This window comes from Sphingopyxis macrogoltabida, assembly GCF_001307295.1.
GTDB lineage: Bacteria > Pseudomonadota > Alphaproteobacteria > Sphingomonadales > Sphingomonadaceae > Sphingopyxis > Sphingopyxis macrogoltabida_B.
In genome coordinates this window covers 146,337-162,590 of record NZ_CP012700.1, presented here as the reverse complement: position 1 = coordinate 162,590, position 16,254 = coordinate 146,337, and the positions used below count along the sequence as shown (strand labels likewise).

General features: G+C 65.4%; 18 protein-coding genes. 3 read left to right on the top strand and 15 right to left on the bottom strand.

Translation table 11 applies throughout. The features are described 5' to 3' along the window. Window position 1: 1 nt before the first annotated feature. Complete coding sequence (locus AN936_RS23910; RefSeq protein WP_158500026.1) at window positions 2-1,894, top strand: HsdM family class I SAM-dependent methyltransferase; 1,893 nt, start codon at window positions 2-4, stop codon at window positions 1,892-1,894. Window positions 1,895-1,954: 60 nt separating this feature from the next. Further along, a complete protein-coding gene (locus tag AN936_RS24560) occupies window positions 1,955-3,589 on the top strand; it encodes a hypothetical protein (protein ID WP_149037563.1) in 1,635 nt (544 codons plus the stop codon). Here the strand turns inward: AN936_RS24560 and AN936_RS00770 are convergent. From AN936_RS00770 to AN936_RS24955, 3 genes are read right to left on the bottom strand one after another with little or no spacing between them, the layout of a single operon-like run. Continuing rightward, entirely contained in the window at window positions 3,533-3,985 is a 453-nt protein-coding gene (locus tag AN936_RS00770) for a hypothetical protein (RefSeq protein WP_054586474.1), read from the bottom strand. The two genes, AN936_RS24560 and AN936_RS00770, sit on opposite strands and share 57 nt — an antisense overlap. Then, window positions 3,973-5,016 carry a HEAT repeat domain-containing protein gene (locus AN936_RS00765; protein WP_149037562.1) on the bottom strand — a complete coding sequence of 348 codons (1,044 nt, stop codon included), beginning with the start codon at window positions 5,014-5,016 and terminating at the stop codon, window positions 3,973-3,975. The genes AN936_RS00770 and AN936_RS00765 overlap by 13 nt, the downstream gene beginning before the upstream one ends. A gap of 56 nt (window positions 5,017-5,072) precedes the next feature. Beyond that, on the bottom strand, window positions 5,073-5,216 hold the full coding sequence (locus AN936_RS24955) for a hypothetical protein (protein ID WP_158500025.1): 144 nt from the start codon (window positions 5,214-5,216) through the stop codon (window positions 5,073-5,075). A 153-nt stretch (window positions 5,217-5,369) separates the two neighbouring features. Here AN936_RS24955 and AN936_RS00760 point away from each other — a divergent pair, with 153 nt between their 5' ends. Then, entirely contained in the window at window positions 5,370-6,323 is a 954-nt protein-coding gene (locus AN936_RS00760; protein ID WP_054586472.1) for a beta-propeller fold lactonase family protein, read from the top strand. A 19-nt stretch (window positions 6,324-6,342) separates the two neighbouring features. On the opposite strand, the gene dmpG is transcribed toward AN936_RS00760, so the two are convergent. The 12 genes from dmpG to AN936_RS00700 are packed head-to-tail and all read right to left on the bottom strand — an operon-like array spanning window position 6,343 to window position 16,252. Further along, complete coding sequence (dmpG, locus tag AN936_RS00755; protein WP_054586471.1) at window positions 6,343-7,365, bottom strand: 4-hydroxy-2-oxovalerate aldolase; 1,023 nt, start codon at window positions 7,363-7,365, stop codon at window positions 6,343-6,345. Continuing rightward, window positions 7,362-8,318 carry an acetaldehyde dehydrogenase (acetylating) gene (locus AN936_RS00750; RefSeq protein WP_054586470.1) on the bottom strand — a complete coding sequence of 319 codons (957 nt, stop codon included), beginning with the start codon at window positions 8,316-8,318 and terminating at the stop codon, window positions 7,362-7,364. Before AN936_RS00750 ends, dmpG begins: the two co-directional genes overlap by 4 nt. A gap of 4 nt (window positions 8,319-8,322) precedes the next feature. Then, window positions 8,323-9,102: a 2-keto-4-pentenoate hydratase gene (locus AN936_RS00745; protein ID WP_054586469.1), complete on the bottom strand. Its 780-nt coding sequence runs from the start codon at window positions 9,100-9,102 to the stop codon at window positions 8,323-8,325. Then, window positions 9,099-9,623: a 3-hydroxyanthranilate 3,4-dioxygenase gene (locus tag AN936_RS00740; protein ID WP_054586468.1), complete on the bottom strand. Its 525-nt coding sequence runs from the start codon at window positions 9,621-9,623 to the stop codon at window positions 9,099-9,101. Before AN936_RS00740 ends, AN936_RS00745 begins: the two co-directional genes overlap by 4 nt. Before the next feature lie 4 nt (window positions 9,624-9,627). Further along, on the bottom strand, window positions 9,628-10,059 hold the full coding sequence (locus tag AN936_RS00735; RefSeq protein WP_054586467.1) for a RidA family protein: 432 nt from the start codon (window positions 10,057-10,059) through the stop codon (window positions 9,628-9,630). Then, window positions 10,056-10,835, bottom strand: a complete 780-nt coding sequence (locus AN936_RS00730) for a 2-keto-4-pentenoate hydratase (RefSeq protein WP_054586466.1) — start codon at window positions 10,833-10,835, stop codon at window positions 10,056-10,058. The genes AN936_RS00735 and AN936_RS00730 overlap by 4 nt, the downstream gene beginning before the upstream one ends. Window positions 10,836-10,845: 10 nt before the next feature. Further along, window positions 10,846-12,324 carry a 2-hydroxymuconic semialdehyde dehydrogenase gene (locus AN936_RS00725; protein ID WP_054586465.1) on the bottom strand — a complete coding sequence of 493 codons (1,479 nt, stop codon included), beginning with the start codon at window positions 12,322-12,324 and terminating at the stop codon, window positions 10,846-10,848. Next, a complete protein-coding gene (locus AN936_RS00720; RefSeq protein WP_054586464.1) occupies window positions 12,321-13,148 on the bottom strand; it encodes an alpha/beta fold hydrolase in 828 nt (275 codons plus the stop codon). Before AN936_RS00720 ends, AN936_RS00725 begins: the two co-directional genes overlap by 4 nt. Beyond that, window positions 13,148-13,927, bottom strand: a complete 780-nt coding sequence (locus AN936_RS00715; RefSeq protein WP_234715697.1) for an ABC transporter ATP-binding protein — start codon at window positions 13,925-13,927, stop codon at window positions 13,148-13,150. Before AN936_RS00715 ends, AN936_RS00720 begins: the two co-directional genes overlap by 1 nt. After that, entirely contained in the window at window positions 13,894-14,646 is a 753-nt protein-coding gene (locus AN936_RS00710; protein WP_054586463.1) for an ABC transporter permease, read from the bottom strand. Before AN936_RS00710 ends, AN936_RS00715 begins: the two co-directional genes overlap by 34 nt. After that, window positions 14,643-15,200, bottom strand: a complete 558-nt coding sequence (locus AN936_RS00705) for a VOC family protein (protein WP_054586462.1) — start codon at window positions 15,198-15,200, stop codon at window positions 14,643-14,645. The genes AN936_RS00710 and AN936_RS00705 overlap by 4 nt, the downstream gene beginning before the upstream one ends. Beyond that, complete coding sequence (locus tag AN936_RS00700; protein WP_054586461.1) at window positions 15,197-16,252, bottom strand: ABC transporter substrate-binding protein; 1,056 nt, start codon at window positions 16,250-16,252, stop codon at window positions 15,197-15,199. Before AN936_RS00700 ends, AN936_RS00705 begins: the two co-directional genes overlap by 4 nt. Between the last annotated feature and the right edge of the window lie 2 nt (window positions 16,253-16,254).

Sequence of the window (16,254 nt, the reverse complement as noted above, 5' to 3'; positions counted from 1 at the left end):
TATGAACGTAGCGCAGCTCGAAACCGAATGGACAGTCGTTGGCGACGCAAAATCTTGGATGGATGCGCTTTTGGCTGCGCATGGCGGGAGTTCTCCATTTGCTTCGGTAAAATTGGAGCAACGCACTCAAAGTAGCTTGAAGCGGAGAGATCTGACCGTTCTCGATCGATCCGGCAAAGCCTGCCTAACCGGCGAGGTTAAAGTGCCTTGGGCGGCCGACGGCGCGTCTCCGTTCGTAGAGACGACGGTAGTCGATGCACGCGCGAAGGCACTGGCAGCCGGTAGCCCTTGGTTCTTTACTTGGAACCTCAATGAGCTCGTTCTTTGGAAGACCGATTCATTTGGAGATCTCGGCCAGCCGAGAGGCTTTAAGACATTTCCCGTCAGTTCGCTTCGCCGTCAAACTGACCTTACCAATCCTCGATTCATTGCAGAGTTGCGGGATGGCATTGAGCGATTTTTCATTGACTTTATGCGTGTGTTCCGGGGCGAAACCGATTTGCCCCAAAGGGCTCCGGACGAGTATTTCGTGCACGCGTTCGACAGCTTTCTGGCATGGCCAGTTTTGGGCGCAAAATTCGAGCTGCTAAGGCGAGATGGCAACGCATCGCAAAGAGGGGCGATCGATCGCTGGATGCGCGATGCTCAAGGGTGGATTCTCGTTGGCGATCGAAGCGAATTGCTCGGGCGTGCGGCTAAATTTGCTTGCTATGCCATAGCCAATAAGCTCGTCTTTTATGACGCGCTCCGAAAGCGATACACCGAACTACCGTCGCTCGAAATTCCCGAAGATGAAGCAAGCGGAGAGGCCGTATTTTCCCGTTTCGGTGGCTTCTTCGACGAAGCTCGCCATGTCACAGGCGACTATGAAACGGTCTTCGGAAACCCAGGAGCGGACATCGGCTCTAGGCTTCCGTTCTATGACGACAATGTCGTAGACGGTTGGCGCGCCTTTGTGCGGCAGCTTGATCGCTTCGACCTGTCGAAGCTCGACTATGACGTAATTGGTCGCATTTTTGAGCGGCTTATCGATCCCGAAGAGCGGCATAAATATGGCCAATATTACACCCGCCCAGAAGTCGTCGACCTTATCAATTCTTTTGCCATTTCGAAAGGCGACGCAAAGGTCCTCGATCCGGGGTGTGGCGGAGGCACTTTCTTGGTACGTGCCTACGCGCGCAAGAAATATTTGGCCCCTCGGTTAGGCCACACCGCATTACTCGAAACCATTTACGGAACGGATATTTCGCCTTTTGCTGCTCATTTGAGCACGATCAATCTGGCAACGCGCGATTTGGTGGAAGATGGCAACTATCCACGCGTCGTTCGGCGAGATTTCTTTGCCTTGCGTTCAGGTGGCGATTTTATGCGGCTACCGCGCGACGGCGGAACTCAAACGGTGACCGTACCCAGATTTGACGCGATCGTAGGAAACCCACCCTATGTCCGCCAAGAGGATCTAAGCTCCGATCAGAAGGCCGAATATCGAAATGTTGCGCGGATGGGCGGACTAACGCCGACGGGGCGCGCCGATTTGCACGTCTACTTTTGGGGTCAAGCACTGGCGCTTATGGCCCCAGACGCCAAACTGGGGTTTTTGGCATCGAGCCAATGGCTCGATGCCGATTATGGCTTTGCCCTGCAGGCTTGGCTCCTCGAAAACTTTCGGATTGAGGCGATCATTGAGAGCAGGGACGAGCCGTGGTTCGTCGGTGCGAGGGTTCAAACCGTCGCAGCCTTGGCAACAAGAGAAGCCGACCCAGAACAACGCGATAATAACATGATTCGCTTTGTCGAATTGAGGCAGCCCATATCATCGCTGCTACAACATGACGACACGACTGCGGGACAACTCGATGCAGCTGACCGTTTTCGCGACGCTATCATGGATTGAAGCGCAGATTATGACGGAGAGGGGTGGCGCGTTCGTGTCGAACGTCAAGGCGATCTCAGGATGGCCGGAGTCCTGCTCGGAGAAAGAACGCGCGGGCGGCCGGAATATGCTGGCGGCAAATGGGGCATTCCTCTTCGTGCTCCAGATGTCTGGGAAGAACTCCTTTCTACCGGTGGAGGAAAGTGGCGGCCTCTCGGAGAGCTGGCGGACGTGCGCTTTGGCGTGAAGTCCGGTTGCGACGCGTTCTTCTATGTCTCTGATTATTCGACCCAAGCTTTGACCGAAGTAGCAGATGATATCTCATTTGAGCAACACTACGGCGTCTCTCGAACAGAAGTACTTGCTGGCACTGTCGTTTTGGCAAAAACCGGTAACGGGGAAGTTCATCCGATTGAGGCCCGATACCTAAAGCCAATCGTACATAGCCTCATGGATATTGACGCGTATAGTATTTCGGAAAATCATTGTGACAAACTCGCGCTGATGATCAGCGAGCCGAGGGACTCGATCGGCGGCACACATGTCGATCGATATATTGATTGGGGAGAAAGCCATCATTTTCATCAAGGTGCGACTTGCGCGGCCCGAGGCCGAGCACGGCCTTGGTATGATCTTACACAATATCGCGAGGCGCCGGTATTGTGGTCCAAGGCGCACCAGTACCGTCATTGCGCCCCGCTCAATCCGGACCGTCGCCCCGTGAATTGCAATCTTTATACCGTCGACCCTCGCGTCGAGAGCAGCGACGTGGTCATCGCGGGCATTTTGAACTCAAGCCTAGTGCTATTGTCAAAACACATGTTCGGGCGCCCAGTTGGCGTCGAGGGCAATCTGAAAACCGAAGTCATTGACGTCAATATGATGTTGGTTCCCGATTGGACGCAGACTTCCCCAAAAATCGCGAAGCGTATCGATATCGCGATGCGCGAACTTCTGAAGCGGAATGTTATCGGACAGTTGTCGGCTCGCAGAATGGCCAAGCGGCGACTGGTTCAGCGCGGACGAGAGGCCGAACTTGCAACTCTCGACGACACCTCCGAGCTCGATATGGTGGATCGGCAAGAACTGGACGACGCTGTGCTTGAGATGCTCGGCGTTACAAGCGCTCCAGAACGTCAGCGGCTGCGCTCATCGCTATACGCGCATTTGCGCGACCACTTTGAAGCGGTGCGTTCACGGGAAGAAGAGGCTCAAGATAATCGGCGTGCCACAGCTAACGCCGGTACGCTCGGCGCCGAAACGGTGGCGAATGATGTTTTCGCGGAAATCGAGTCCGATTATCCCCGTCTCCTAATCTCGTATTCCGACATGATTCGCGGCACCGCGCCGGGCGACGGAAAAATGATTCCGGTTACGGGAGAACCAGAAGTCGTCATTGACCTAGCAACAACCGGCGTACGATTTGGCGGGATGCGCGGGGGCCAAATGATTGCCACGCGCAACCCTGCTCAAGCGGAGCTCGTAAGCGCAATTGCGAAGATCGGCCCGAGAGGCCGGACACTCTTTGTGGCTTACGACGAAGCCGAAGCAACGGCCCTGACTGCGAAACTTCAGTCGCTCTTACTTGAGCGGCAGCGCATTGTCGCGGAACTCGTTACCGCAAGAACAGCCGACGCAGATCTCATCGCAACTGCAAGTTCAAAGGTGATGGCAAAGCTGGTGATGGGAGTTCGACGGCGACGGCCTAAGACCTGAACGCCAGCCACCGCGCGCAATCGTCCCGCACCCGCGCGTCGATATCCCCCACCCCCCGTTCCAGCACCGCTGTCCTGCCCTCGCCCTCCGCCACCGCCGCCAGCGCTCGGCGGGCCAGAGGTTGGCGCGGAGGAAATAGCCGCGCGGGCTGCGATGAAGCAGGAAGACCTGCGCCGAATAGCGGTTGGTTTCGAGCTGGTCGCGGTAGCTCGCCTTGAGCTCGGCGATCACCCGGTCGGCGAGGAAGTCGCGGTTGCGTTGCAGCCCCGCAAGCAGGGCGGCGCAGCGCGCGAGGCTGGCTTCGTCGGCGAGGTCGACGCCGCTTTCGTCGAGGCGCGCGGCGACTTCTTCGAGGTCATAGGCCGGGCCGGCAGGCGGGTCGATCAGGCGGGGCATGGGCTGCCCTCCGCGATGCTACCCCGGCTTTCGACAGCCCCTCCCCCGACCCCTCCCGCAAGCGGGAGGGGAGAATAGAGCGCGAGGGTCGCCGCAGCGGCACGGCGGACCTCGGGATGCGGGTCCGCTGCCGCCATCGCCGCGAGCAGCGGCTGCGCGGCGGCGGGGTCGAGCGCGACCAATTCGCGCATCGCGGTCCAGCGTGCAGCGAAATCTTCGCTCCGCGTTTCGGCGGCAAACAGCGGTGCGGCATCGCGGCGTCCGAGGGTGCGGAGCAGCGCGAGCGCCATGCCGCGAAAACTGCTGTCGCGGCGCGAGGCCGAGACATGCGCGAGACGGCCGCTCGCGACATCATAGGCGCGCACCGGAAGCGGCGACGGCGGCTGGACCGCGATTTCGAGCATCAGCACGTCGCCATCGCCGCCCGTCAGCGATATCGCCTCGCGCGCGGTGTCGAGCGTCAGCGTCTCGCCATCGACCAGCGGGCGCGGCGGCGCGGTGATGCAGGATTTGGCGGCACCGGCGGTGAAGCCGCCCGCCTGCTCTGCCGCGCTCACCGCGACATGGTGCAGCCGGATCGCGGCACCGCCGGCGTGGAGGATGCGGAGGCGCGCGCGGCCCGGTGCGAACAGGGCGAGCTCTGCATCGCCGGTCTCCCTCGCGCCCTGTGCCTCGAACGGGCGAACGAGCAGGGTGACGCGGATATTCCTGGCTTCGGCGAGCAATATGCCGGCGAGCGCGCCGCCGCCGACAGGGCGGAGCGGCGGGCGGGCGAAGGGGTCGGCGGCGAGGAGGGCAAGCGCGGCGTCGAGCCGCGCGCCGAGCCAGCCGGTGTCGGCGAGCCAGGGCGCCAGCGCGGCGAGCGCCGCGTCGGGGGGCAGGCCTTCGGCCGCGCGCATCGCAGCGAGGAGCCCGCCCGGCGCCTCGTCCTCCGCCTGCCAGCGCCCGGCGAGCGCGGTGGCGGCAGCGCGCATGCGCTGGCGGCGCGGCAGATCGGCGACGGGAAAATGGTCGTGGCGGGAAGGGGTCATGCGGTCATGGTCCAAAGGTGGCGCGGGCGGAACCGGGGCCGCCCGCGCCCCTCTTTTCAGTCGTAGATGATCAGGACGACGGTGACGGTCACCTCGAACGTCGACGAGCCTGGCTTCGTCTGCGCGACAAGCGAGCCGAACAGGCCGACCGCAGTGTCGAGCAGCGGCAAGGCATCGATATCGATGGCTGGCAGCCCCATGCTTCCCTCCCCTTTTGACGACGGCGCAACATGCCGCCGCGGCGAGGGCTATGGCGGCCGGCGGATCGAGCCCAGTTAACAAAACGTCATGCATCGGCGCTTGCCTGAACGGCGCGGTACGGTAGGCTGGATCGGTCCAACCGGAGTCCTGCCATGCGCCGTGCCCTTGCCCTCCTGCTTTGCCCGTTGCTGGTGCCGATGACGCCCGCGGCGGCGGAAACCTTGCTGGTCGGCAACAAGAGCGAGGACACGCTGAGCGTCATCGCGCTGGCGTCGGGCGAGGAAATCGCGCGGCTGCCGACGGGCAAGATGCCGCACGAGATCGCAATCTCGCCCGACGGCAAGCAGGCGGCGGTGGTCGCCTATGGCGGCACGACGATCGACATTTTCGACGTCGCGGCGCGGACCAAGCTGAAGACGATCGACCTCAGCCCGAACCAGCGGCCGCACGGGCTGCTGTGGCTGTCCGACGGGCGGCTCGTCGCGACCACCGAAGGCAGCGAGTCGGTCGCGGTCGTGGCGCCCGACGGCTCGGTCACCTCGATTTCGACCGGGCAGAAAGGGTCGCACATGGTTGCCGTCGCGCCCGACAACCGCACCGCCTATGTCGCCAATATCGGATCGGGGACGGTGAGCGTGCTCGACTTGCAGGATGGCAAGAAGCTGCGCGACCTGACCATCGGCGGCAAGCCCGAGGGGCTGGCGCTGGCGAAGGGCGGGCGCGAACTGTGGGTCGGCGACCTCGACGCGCCGCGGGTGTCGGTGTGGGATACGGCGACAAGCGCAAAGATCGCCGAGCAGCCGGCCGACCCGGTGGCGGTCCGCGTATTGGCAAGCCCCGACGGCAAGCTCATTGCGACGAGCAATATCGCGAGCGGCACGATCAGCCTGTTCGACGCCGAAACGCGCGCGCTGCTGCGCACGATCAAGGTGTCGGGCGACGCCGCCGCGGGGCAGGTGACCTTGCTGTTCAGCGGCGATTCGACGCGCCTCTATGCCGCCGAGACGGGGCACGACAAGATCGCCGAGATCGATGTCGCAAGCGGCGCGGTGCTGCGGCGGATCGGCGCGGGCAACAACGGCGACGGGCTGGCGATCGCGCCCTGAACCGGCGGCCGATCGGCGGCTATTGCTTCAACATGTCGAGCGCGACGTCGACGATCATATCCTCCTGCCCGCCGACCATCTTGCGGCGTCCGAGTTCGACGAGGATGGCGCGGGTATCGAGCCCATGCTCGGCGGCGGCTTTTTCGGCATGGCGGAGGAAGCTGGAGTAGACCCCGGCGTATCCCAGCGTCAGCGTCTCGCGGTCGACGCGCACCGGGCGGTCCTGCAGCGGGCGGACAAGGTCCTCGGCCGCATCCATCAGCGCATAAAGGTCGCAGCCATGGTTCCAGCCGTGGACGTCAGCCGCGGCGATGAACACTTCGAGCGGGGCATTACCCGCGCCCGCGCCCATGCCGGCGAGGCTCGCGTCGACGCGCACCGCGCCATTTTGCACCGCGACGATACTGTTCGCGACGCCGAGGCTGAGGTTGTGGTGCGCGTGGACGCCGCGCTGGGTTTCGGGTTTGAGTACGCGATCATAGGCCTGCAACCGCGCCGCATATTGATCCATCGTCAGCGCGCCGCCGCTGTCGGTGACATAGACGCAGTGCGCGCCATAGCTTTCCATCAGCTTGGCCTGCTGCGCGAGCGGCTCGGGCTGCGACATATGGCTCATCATCAGGAAGCCCGAGACGTCCATGCCGATGCCGCGTGCGAACTCGATATGCTGTTTCGCGACATCGGCCTCGGTGCAGTGCGTCGCGATGCGGACCGAGCGCACGCCCATTTCATAAGCATGTTTGAGGTCGTGGATGGTGCCGATGCCGGGCAGCAACAGCGTGGTCAGCACGCTATGTTCGAGCACCTCGGCGACCGCGCCGATCCAGTCCCAGTCGGTGTGCGCGCCGAAGCCGTAGTTGAAGCTCGATCCCTGCAGCCCGTCGCCGTGCGCGACCTCGATCGCGTCGACCTTCGCGCGGTCGAGCGCCCTCGCGATCGCCTGCACATGGCCGAGGCCATATTGGTGGCGGATCGCGTGCATGCCGTCGCGCAGCGTGACGTCCTGGATATAGAGTTTGGTGGTCGTCGGATCAAAGCTCATGCGGCCACTCCTTCGTTCATGCGGAGCGCGATCTTCTCGGCCGTCTTGAGCGCCGCCGAGGTCATGATGTCGAGATTGCCGGCATAGGCCGGGAGGTAATGCGCCGCCCCCTCGACCTCAAGGAAGACGCTGACCTTCAGCCCCGTGAAGCTGCCGTCCATTTCGGGGATATGCAGCGGTGCGTTGCTGCCGATGCTTTCGAACTGGACCGCCTGTTTGAGCCGGTAGCCGGGAACATAGGCCTGCACCTCGGCGACCATATCCTCGACGCTCTGCGCAATCGCGTCGCGGTCGGCGTCGTCGCAGAGGCAATAGACGGTATCGCGCATGATCAGCGGCGGTTCGGCGGGGTTGAGGACGATGATCGCCTTGCCGCGCGTCGCGCCGCCGACCTTCATGATCGCCTCGCTCGTCGTCTCGGTAAACTCGTCGATGTTGGCGCGGGTGCCGGGGCCGGCGCTCTTCGAGGCGATCGAGGCGACAATCTCGCCATAATGCACCTTGGCAACGCGGTTCACCGCCGCAACGATCGGGATCGTCGCCTGCCCGCCGCAGGTCACCATATTGACGTTGGCGGCATCGAGGTTCGCATCGCCGTTGACCGGCGGGATCGTGTAAGGACCAATCGCGGCGGGGGTGAGGTCGACGACGCGCTTGCCGTGGGCGATCAACACCTCGCTGTGGTGCTTATGGGCGCCTGCGGAGGTCGCATCGAACACGATCGCGATATCGGCAAAGCCGGGCAGCGCGATCAGGCCGTCGAGGCCGCCCGCCGTGATCGGCACGCCCAGCCGTTCGGCGCGTTTGAGCCCGTCGCTTTCGGGATCGATGCCGACGAAAGCGCCCATTTCGAGGATATCCGACAGGCGCATGATCTTGATCATCAGGTCGGTGCCGATATTGCCCGAGCCGATGATCGCGACTTTCGTCTTGCCATTGGGGGTTTTCGCCATCTCGCTATGCCTCGTACGTAAAGCTGCAGGTGCCGATGCCGGCGATGCGCGCCTCGACATGGTCGCCCGGCGTCAGCGCGACCATCGGCCCGAGCGCGCCGGCGAGCAGGATATCGCCCGCCTGCAGCGGCTCGCCGCGCATCGCCAGCGTCTGGGCGAGCCAAGCGGCGGCGTTGAGCGGATTGCCGAGCGCCGCGGCGCCGACCCCGGTCGACGCGACCGCGCCGTTCACCGCCATCTCCATCGCCGCGCCTTCGAGGTCGAGCCCGGCGAGCGGCAGGCCGGCGTCGGCGAGCACGAAGAAGGCCGAGGAGCCATTGTCCGCCACCGTGTCGGCAAAGGTGATTTTCCAGTCGACGATGCGGCTGTCGACGATCTCGATCGCGGCGTGGACGCTTGCCACCGCGGCCGCGACCTGTTCGGGCGTGGTATTGGCATCGGGCAGGCCGGCGCCGAGGATGAAGGCGATCTCCGCCTCCGCCTTCGGCTGGATCGCCCGCGCCGGGTCGAGCCGCCCGCCATCGGTCACGCGCATGTCGTCGAAGAGCACGCCGAAGTCGGGCTGGTCGACGCCGAGCTGCGCCTGCACCGCCTTCGCCGTCAGCCCCGCCTTGCGCCCGACGATGCGGCGGCCCTGCGCTTCCCAGAAGCGCGTGTTGATCGTCTGCACCGCATAGGCGCCCGCGGCATCGGTCGGTTCGAGCGCATCGCGCAGCGGCGCGACCACCGCGCCCGCATAGGCATCGCGGAGGCGGCGGGCGACGGCTTCGTGGGTCTCGCTCATCGCGCCTTGCCCGGATGGACGGTGCCGCAGTTGCCGCAGGTGCGCAGCGCCTCGCTCGCGTAAAAGGCCTCGAACAGCGGCGGCAGGTCGCGCACGATGCTCTGGAGCTGGACCTCGACGCGGTGGACGATGTGGCCGCAATCGTCGCAATACCATTGGAAGGCGTCGATCAGCCCGTCGGGGCGCTTGCGTTCGATGACGAGGCCGACGCTGCCCGCGACCGGGCGCTGCGGCGAATGCGGGACGCGCGGCGGCAACAGGAAGATGTCGCCCTCGCGGATCGGCATGTCCTTTGGCCCCTCGTCGGTCCACAGGCGCAGGTTCATGTCGCCCTCGATCTGGTAGAAAAACTCCTCGAGCGGGTCGACATGATAATCGGTGCGCTGGTTGGGGCCGCCGACGACGGTCACGATGAAGTCGGCGTCCTCCCAGATTTGCGCATTGCCGACCGGGGGCTTCAGCACATCGCGGTGCGCCTCGATCCATTCGCGGAAGTTGAAGGGCAATCCATAGGTCAGCATGGCGCTATCCTTTCGTGGCGGCGCGCGGGATGAAGGCGGTCGCCTTGATCTCGATCAGCAGATGCGGGTGCGGAAGCTGGTGGACCGCGACGGTCGTCCGCGCCGGTCCCGCTTCGTCGAAATATTCGCCGTAGACGGCGTTATAGCCGCCGAAATCGTTCATGTTGACGAGGAAGCTCGTCACATCGACGACGTCGGCGAGCGAACCGCCTGCGTCGGCAAGGATCGCGCCGATATTCTCGATCACCGCGCGCGTCTGTGCCGCGATGTCGAGGCTGACGGTGCCATATTCGTCGGCCGAGGCGCCCGCGAAACTATTGTCGGGCCGGCGCGAGCTGGTGCCCGAGACGAAGACGAAGTCGCCGGCGCGGCGATAGTGCGGAAAGCGGCCGCGCGGGCGCGCCTTCCCCGGGATCACCCTGCCCTCACTGTTCATGCTACGCCTCCCCCGATCGTGAAGCCGACGCGGCCGAGATGGCCGGCGTCGAGCGATACGCTGCGCGCAGTGCCGATCGCCGCCGCCGCGGTCGCGCCGCCGAGCATCACCGTCCAGCCCGGCTGGAGGGTCAGCCCCGCCGCGCCCGCAAGCCGCGCCGCCGCGACGAGTGAGCGGACCGGATCGCCGAGAATCGCGGCGCTCGTCCCGGTCTCGGCGACCTCGCCGTCGACGCGCATCACCATCGCGACATCGGCGATATCGGTGTCGGCGGCAAGCCACGGTCCGGTGACGAACGCCGACGACGACGCATTGTCGGCGACGACATCGCCGAGCGCGAAACGGAAATTCTCGTAGCGGCTGTCGATGATCTCGAGCGCCGCGGCGACCGCATCGATGGCCGCGAGCGCTTCGTCGCGCGTCACTTCGCCCGCGAGCGGCGCCTTCAGCCGTACCGCGACCTCAGGCTCGACGCGCGGGTGGATGAAGCGCGCGCGGTCGATCGCAGCGCCGTTGACGACGACCATGTCGGAGGTCAGCCGGCCCCAGATCTGGTCCTTGAGCCCCATCTGGACCATCTTCGCTTCGCTGGTGAAGCCCATCTTCACCCCGACGAGCGTCGCGCCGCGCGCGAGGCGCCGGTCGATGGCGGCACGCTGGATTTCATAGGCTTCGGCGAGCGGCAATTCGCCCTCCTGCCCGGTGATCTGCGCGATCGCGCGGGCACCGAGGGCAGCTTCGTCGAGCCTTGCGGCGATGGCGGCAATGTCTGCCATGGTCTTCCTCTTACAGTTTCACGCAGATATTGGTCGGTTCGGAATAGAAGCCCAGCGAATGTTCGCCGCCCTCGCGCCCGATGCCCGACAGTTTCATGCCGCCGAACGGGGTGCGCAGGTCGCGCAGGAACCATTCGTTGACCCAGACGATGCCCGTCTCCATCTCTGCCGCGACACGGTGCGCGCGGCCGACGTCGCGCGTCCAGATCGCGGCGGCGAGGCCATAGTCGGTGTCGTTGGCAAGCCTGATCGCTTCTTCTTCGCTGTCGAAGGGTGCGATGTGGCAGATGGGGCCGAAAATCTCCTCGCGCACGCAGCGCGCATCGGGCCCGAGCCCGGTCAGAATCGTCGGTTCGACAAAGGCACCGCCCGCGAGCGCGCCGTCCAGTTCGGGCACCCCGCCGCCCGCGACGACCGTCGCGCCCTCCTCGCGCGCCAGCGCATAATAGGAGAGTACTTTCTCGCGGTGGCCGTGCGAGATCAGCGGCCCCATGTCGGCGCCCGACCAGGGATCGCCGACGGTGAGCGCCTTCGCCCGCTCGGCGAGCGCGGCGACGAAGCGGTCGAAGATCGGCCGCTCGACATAGACACGCTCTGTGCAGAGGCAGACCTGGCCGCAGTTCGAGAAGACCGAACGCACCGTCCCTGCGACAGCCTCGTCGAAATCGCAGTCGGCGAAGACGAGCGCGGCATTCTTGCCGCCGAGTTCGAACGACACGGGTTTCACCCCCGCCGCCGCGACGCGCATGATCGCGCCGCCGGTCGCCGATTCACCGGTGAAGGTGATCGCGTCGATATCGGGATTGGCAGTCAGCCATTCGCCGGTCGATGCAGCGCCAAAGCCGTGCACGAGGTTGAAAACCCCCGGCGGCACGCCCGCCGCATCCATCACCTCGGCGAGCAGGGTCGCCGTCGAGGGCGTTTCCTCGCTTGGCTTCACCACCACGACATTGCCGCACGCGAGCGCGGGCGCGACCTTCCAGGTCATCAGCAGCAGCGGCAGGTTCCACGGCGAGACGATCGCGACGACACCCAAGGGCCGCGCGATGGCATAGTTGATCGCGCTGCGCCCGCCCGGCAGATCGGTGCAGAAGCTCGGCATCGCGCGCGCCTCGGCAAGTGCGGCGAAGGCGCGGAAATTGGCGGCGCCGCGCGGGATATCGATCGTCCGCGCCTGATGCAGCGACTTGCCGGTGTCGGCGATCTCGGCGGCGGCGAATTCGTCGAAGCGCGCCTCGATCCCCTCGGCGATGCGGACGAGCAATTTGCAGCGCTCGGCCTGCGACATCTTGCCCCACGGTCCCTTGAGCGCCGCGCGCCCGGCAGCGACGGCGCGGTCGACAAGCTCGCGGCTCGCCTGCGACACGCGCCCGGCGACGCTGCCGTCGACGGGGTTCACATTGTCGAACCAGCGCTCGCCCTCGACGAAGGCGCCGTCGACATAGTTCAGCACCGGGCGTTCGGCGAATGGATAGGCGGTGCCGGTCACGCCGCACCCCCGACCGGGACATAGCCCGCCGCATTGCTGTGCGCGGCGCCCGCCTTGCCAACATGCCCCGCCATCTGGAGCAGCGAAAGGATCGTGTCGTTGAACTGCACCGGCGCCTCGAGGAAGGCCGAATGGCCCGCATCGTTGACCTCGACAAGGAAGGACCCCGGCACCTCGGCCTGCACGAGCCGCACCGCCTCGATCGGGAAGAGAATGTCGTCGACGCCCGACAGGAAAAGGATCGGAAAGCCCTTGCCGCCGAGTTCGGCCGCCGGGCGCGCGTCGAAGCGGCCGGTCAGGCTGTGGCGGTCGGCGGCGTTGAAGCTCGCAATCTGGCGGTAGAGCGCCGCGAGTTCGGCCTGCGCCCCCACGCCGAGCACGCGCTCGACCTGCGACAGGGCGGCGGTCTTTGTCCGCGCCGCGTCCATGATTGCCTTCACCTCGCCGCTCTCGACGATGCCGTGGAGGCTGTCGCAGATCGCGAGCGCCGCGACGCGTTCGGGCGCACGGTGCGCGAAACCGATGCAGGTGCCCGCGCCCATCGACTGGCCGACCAACGCCACCTTCGCTTCGCCGAGCTTGTCGAGCAGCGCCGCCAGATCGTCGACGAAGGCATCGCGCCCGCGCCCGTCATGATCGCGCGACAGGCCGAAGCCGCGATGATCGAAGGTGATGACGCGGTTCGCGCGCGACAGCGCATCGAGCTGGCGGTACCAGATCGCGTGGTTGCCGCCGATGCCGTGCGCGAGCACGACCGCCGGACCGGCCCCATGCGCCTGCCAATAGATTTCGGCGCCCGCCGCTTCCAGCATCCCACTGTCCATCACGATACCCCCATCAATTTGCTGAGCCGCACGACATAATCGCCGAATGCCGGATCCTCGCGCGTCGTGCTGGGATCGCGCGGGCGCGGCAGGTCGATGCGGACATCCTCGATAATCGTCCCCGGCCGCTCCGACATCACGAGCACGCGGTCGGAGAGCAGCACCGCTTCCGAAATGCTGTGGGTGACGAGCAGCACCGTCTTGCGGTCGCGCTGCCAGATGCGCAGCAATTCCATGTTGAGCCGGTCGCGCGTCAGCGCATCGAGCGCCCCGAAGGGTTCGTCCATCAGCAGTACCTGCGGCCCGCGCGCCAGCGCCTGTCCGATCGCGACGCGGTGCCGCATGCCGCCCGAGAGCTGGTGCGGATGGCTGTCCTCGAACCCGGTCAGGCCCAATGTCTCGACCAGCTCGGCCAGCGCCGCCGCGTCGGGGCGTTTCGCCGCCGGGTCGAGATCGACGCCGAGCAGCAGATTGTCGCGGATATTGAGCCAGGGCAGCAGGTTCGACGTCTGGAAGACGAAGCCCATGTCGGGCGACGGCGCCTGCACCACCGCGCCGTTGAACAAGATGCCGCCTTCGTCGAAGGGCTGGAGCCCGGCGATCAGGCGGAGCAGCGTGCTCTTGCCGCAGCCCGAGGGGCCGAGCACCGAGACGAATTCGGCGGCGCCGATCTCGGCGCTGACATTGTTCAGCACCTTGCGGCCGTCGAACGCCTTGCCGGCGCCGGCCATGGAGATCACCGCGCTCATGCCGCCCGCCACCAGATGAAGCGTTCCCAATAGGCGACGCCGTAGAAGAGAAGGAGCGACAAGACGGTCACCGCGATCAGCGCCGCGAAGGTCAATGTCGTGTGCCCCGAGCCCGACGCGGTGAGGATGAGGTTGCCGAGCCCGTCGTTCGAGCCGACGAACTCGCCGACCACCGCGCCGATCACCGCGAGCGGCATCGCGACCTTGCAGCCGTCGAGGAAGCTCGGCAGCGCGGCGGGGACGCGCAGCCGCCAGAAGCCCTGCATCGGCGTCGCGCGCAGCGCCCGGAAATGCTCCTCGAGATGCGCCGGGGTGCTCGCCAGCCCGCCCAAGGTCGCGATGATGATCGGGAAGAAGGCGAAGAGGAAGGCCATGATCAGCTTCGACGCCAGCCCGTAACCGAACCAGACGACGATCAGCGGCGCGAGCCCGATCTTCGGGATGCTCTGCAACGCGACGAACAGCGGATAGACGGTGCGTTTGGCGGTGCGCGAGAAATAGATTAATGTCGCAACGGGAACGCCGAGCGCGACCGCGATGATGAAGCCCCAGAAGACCTCGGTCAGCGTGACGAGGCTTTGCGACAGGATCGGCCCGCGCGACTGCCACAATTCGCCGAGGATCGCACTCGGCGGCGGCAGCAGATAGGACTGGATGCCCGACCAGCGCACGCCATATTCCCACGCGAGCCCGAGCGCGGCGAAGAAGACGATGCTGATCGCAGCATCGCGGCTAAACAACCGGCTCATGCGTCGCCGTCCTTGTCGAGCAAGGCCAGAATGCGCGCCGGCGGCGGCACGAGAAAGCGATCGAGGTGCCAGCGGTCGAAGGTTTCGAGGTCCTTGCCGTCCCACACCGACGCTTCATAGGGCTGTTCGGCGGTGATCTGCGTCATGTCGGTGTAAAATTCGACATTGTTGCCGTCGGGATCGCGAAAGACGAGGAAGCTGTTTGCTCCCGGCCCGTGCTTGCCGATGCCGCGGTCGATGGTGATGCCGCGCGCGACGAGCATGTCGGCGACCTTCTCCATCTCGGTCAGCGTTTCGAGGCGATAGGAGAAATGCTCGACCGCCGGATAATGGCCTTCAGGGATGGCGCTGTGCCCCGGCGGCAGCTGGAGCAGCGCAAGGTCGTGGTGATCCTCGCCCGCGCGCAGGAAGACCATATGATGGTCGATCCAGTCGGACACGCTGAGCCCGACGACTTCGGTATAGAAGGCGAGGCTGCGGTCGATGTCGCGCACCTTGAGCACGAGGTGGCCGAGCCGCGTCGGGCGCGGCCGGTAGGAAGCGGGATCGGTCATGGCTGGTTCCCCATCGGGATGAAGCTGTTGGTGAAAAGCTGCGGCGCCTGGTCGAAACCCTGCAACTGGCCGCTCGCCTGCAGATAGGTGACGGTGCGCTCGACCTTTTCGGGTTTCAGGCGATGCGACCCGCCCTCGGCCGCCATCAGCGCCGCGGTCTCGCGAATCTGGCGTTCGGTCACCGCCTCGTCGAGCAAAGGATAGGATTTGCGGATGATCGCAAGCGCCGCCTTGGGATCGCGCCCCGCGTCAGCATAGCCGCGATAGGCGGCCTTGAGGAAGGCGCGCACCAGATCGGGGTCTTTCTCGATCAGCGCGTCCTGCGTCGCGAAGCCGCTGCCGTAGACGTCGAGCCCGAAATCGGAGTAGCCGATGCGGCCGATCGTCACGCCCTTTGCCTTTGCTGCCTTGTCGAACAGCGCCATCGAATTGCCGAGCCAGCATTCGGCGGCGTCGATCCGCCCCTCGACGAGCGACGAGACGACGATCGCGGGGTCGAGCTGGATCTGCTCGACGCGCGCCGGGTCGACGCCATTGGCCTTGAGCCACGCCGGGAGCAAGGCCTGGATCATCGAGCTTTGCCCGGCGCCGAAGCGCAGGCCGGCGAGGTCGGCGGGTTTCGCGATCTTGTGCCGCTCCTTGACGAAGCAGGCGCCGGCGGGAAGCTGCATGTTGATACCGCCGACCATGCGGACGCCGCCGCCCTTCGAGCGGTTGAGCGCGACCGACAGCGGGTCGATGTAGGCGAATTCGAACATGCCCTGATCGAGCTCGTTCGCGGTGCGCATGCCGCCGAAGCCGCGCACCGGTTCGACGGCGAGCCCGGCGTCGGCGAAATAGCCCTTGTCGATGGCGACGAAGATGCCTGCCATGCTGCCCTGCGGCAGCCACGCCATGTTGAAACGGACATTTGTGAGCGGGGTGGCGCGCGCGCCGTCGGCCTGCGCGGTCTTCGGCGCGCTGCCGTCAAAGGCGCTCCACAACGTCAGGCCCGCAATCGCCGCGACGATCAGCAACGGCGCGATGAGCGAGCGGCGGGAAAAGGCGACCATCG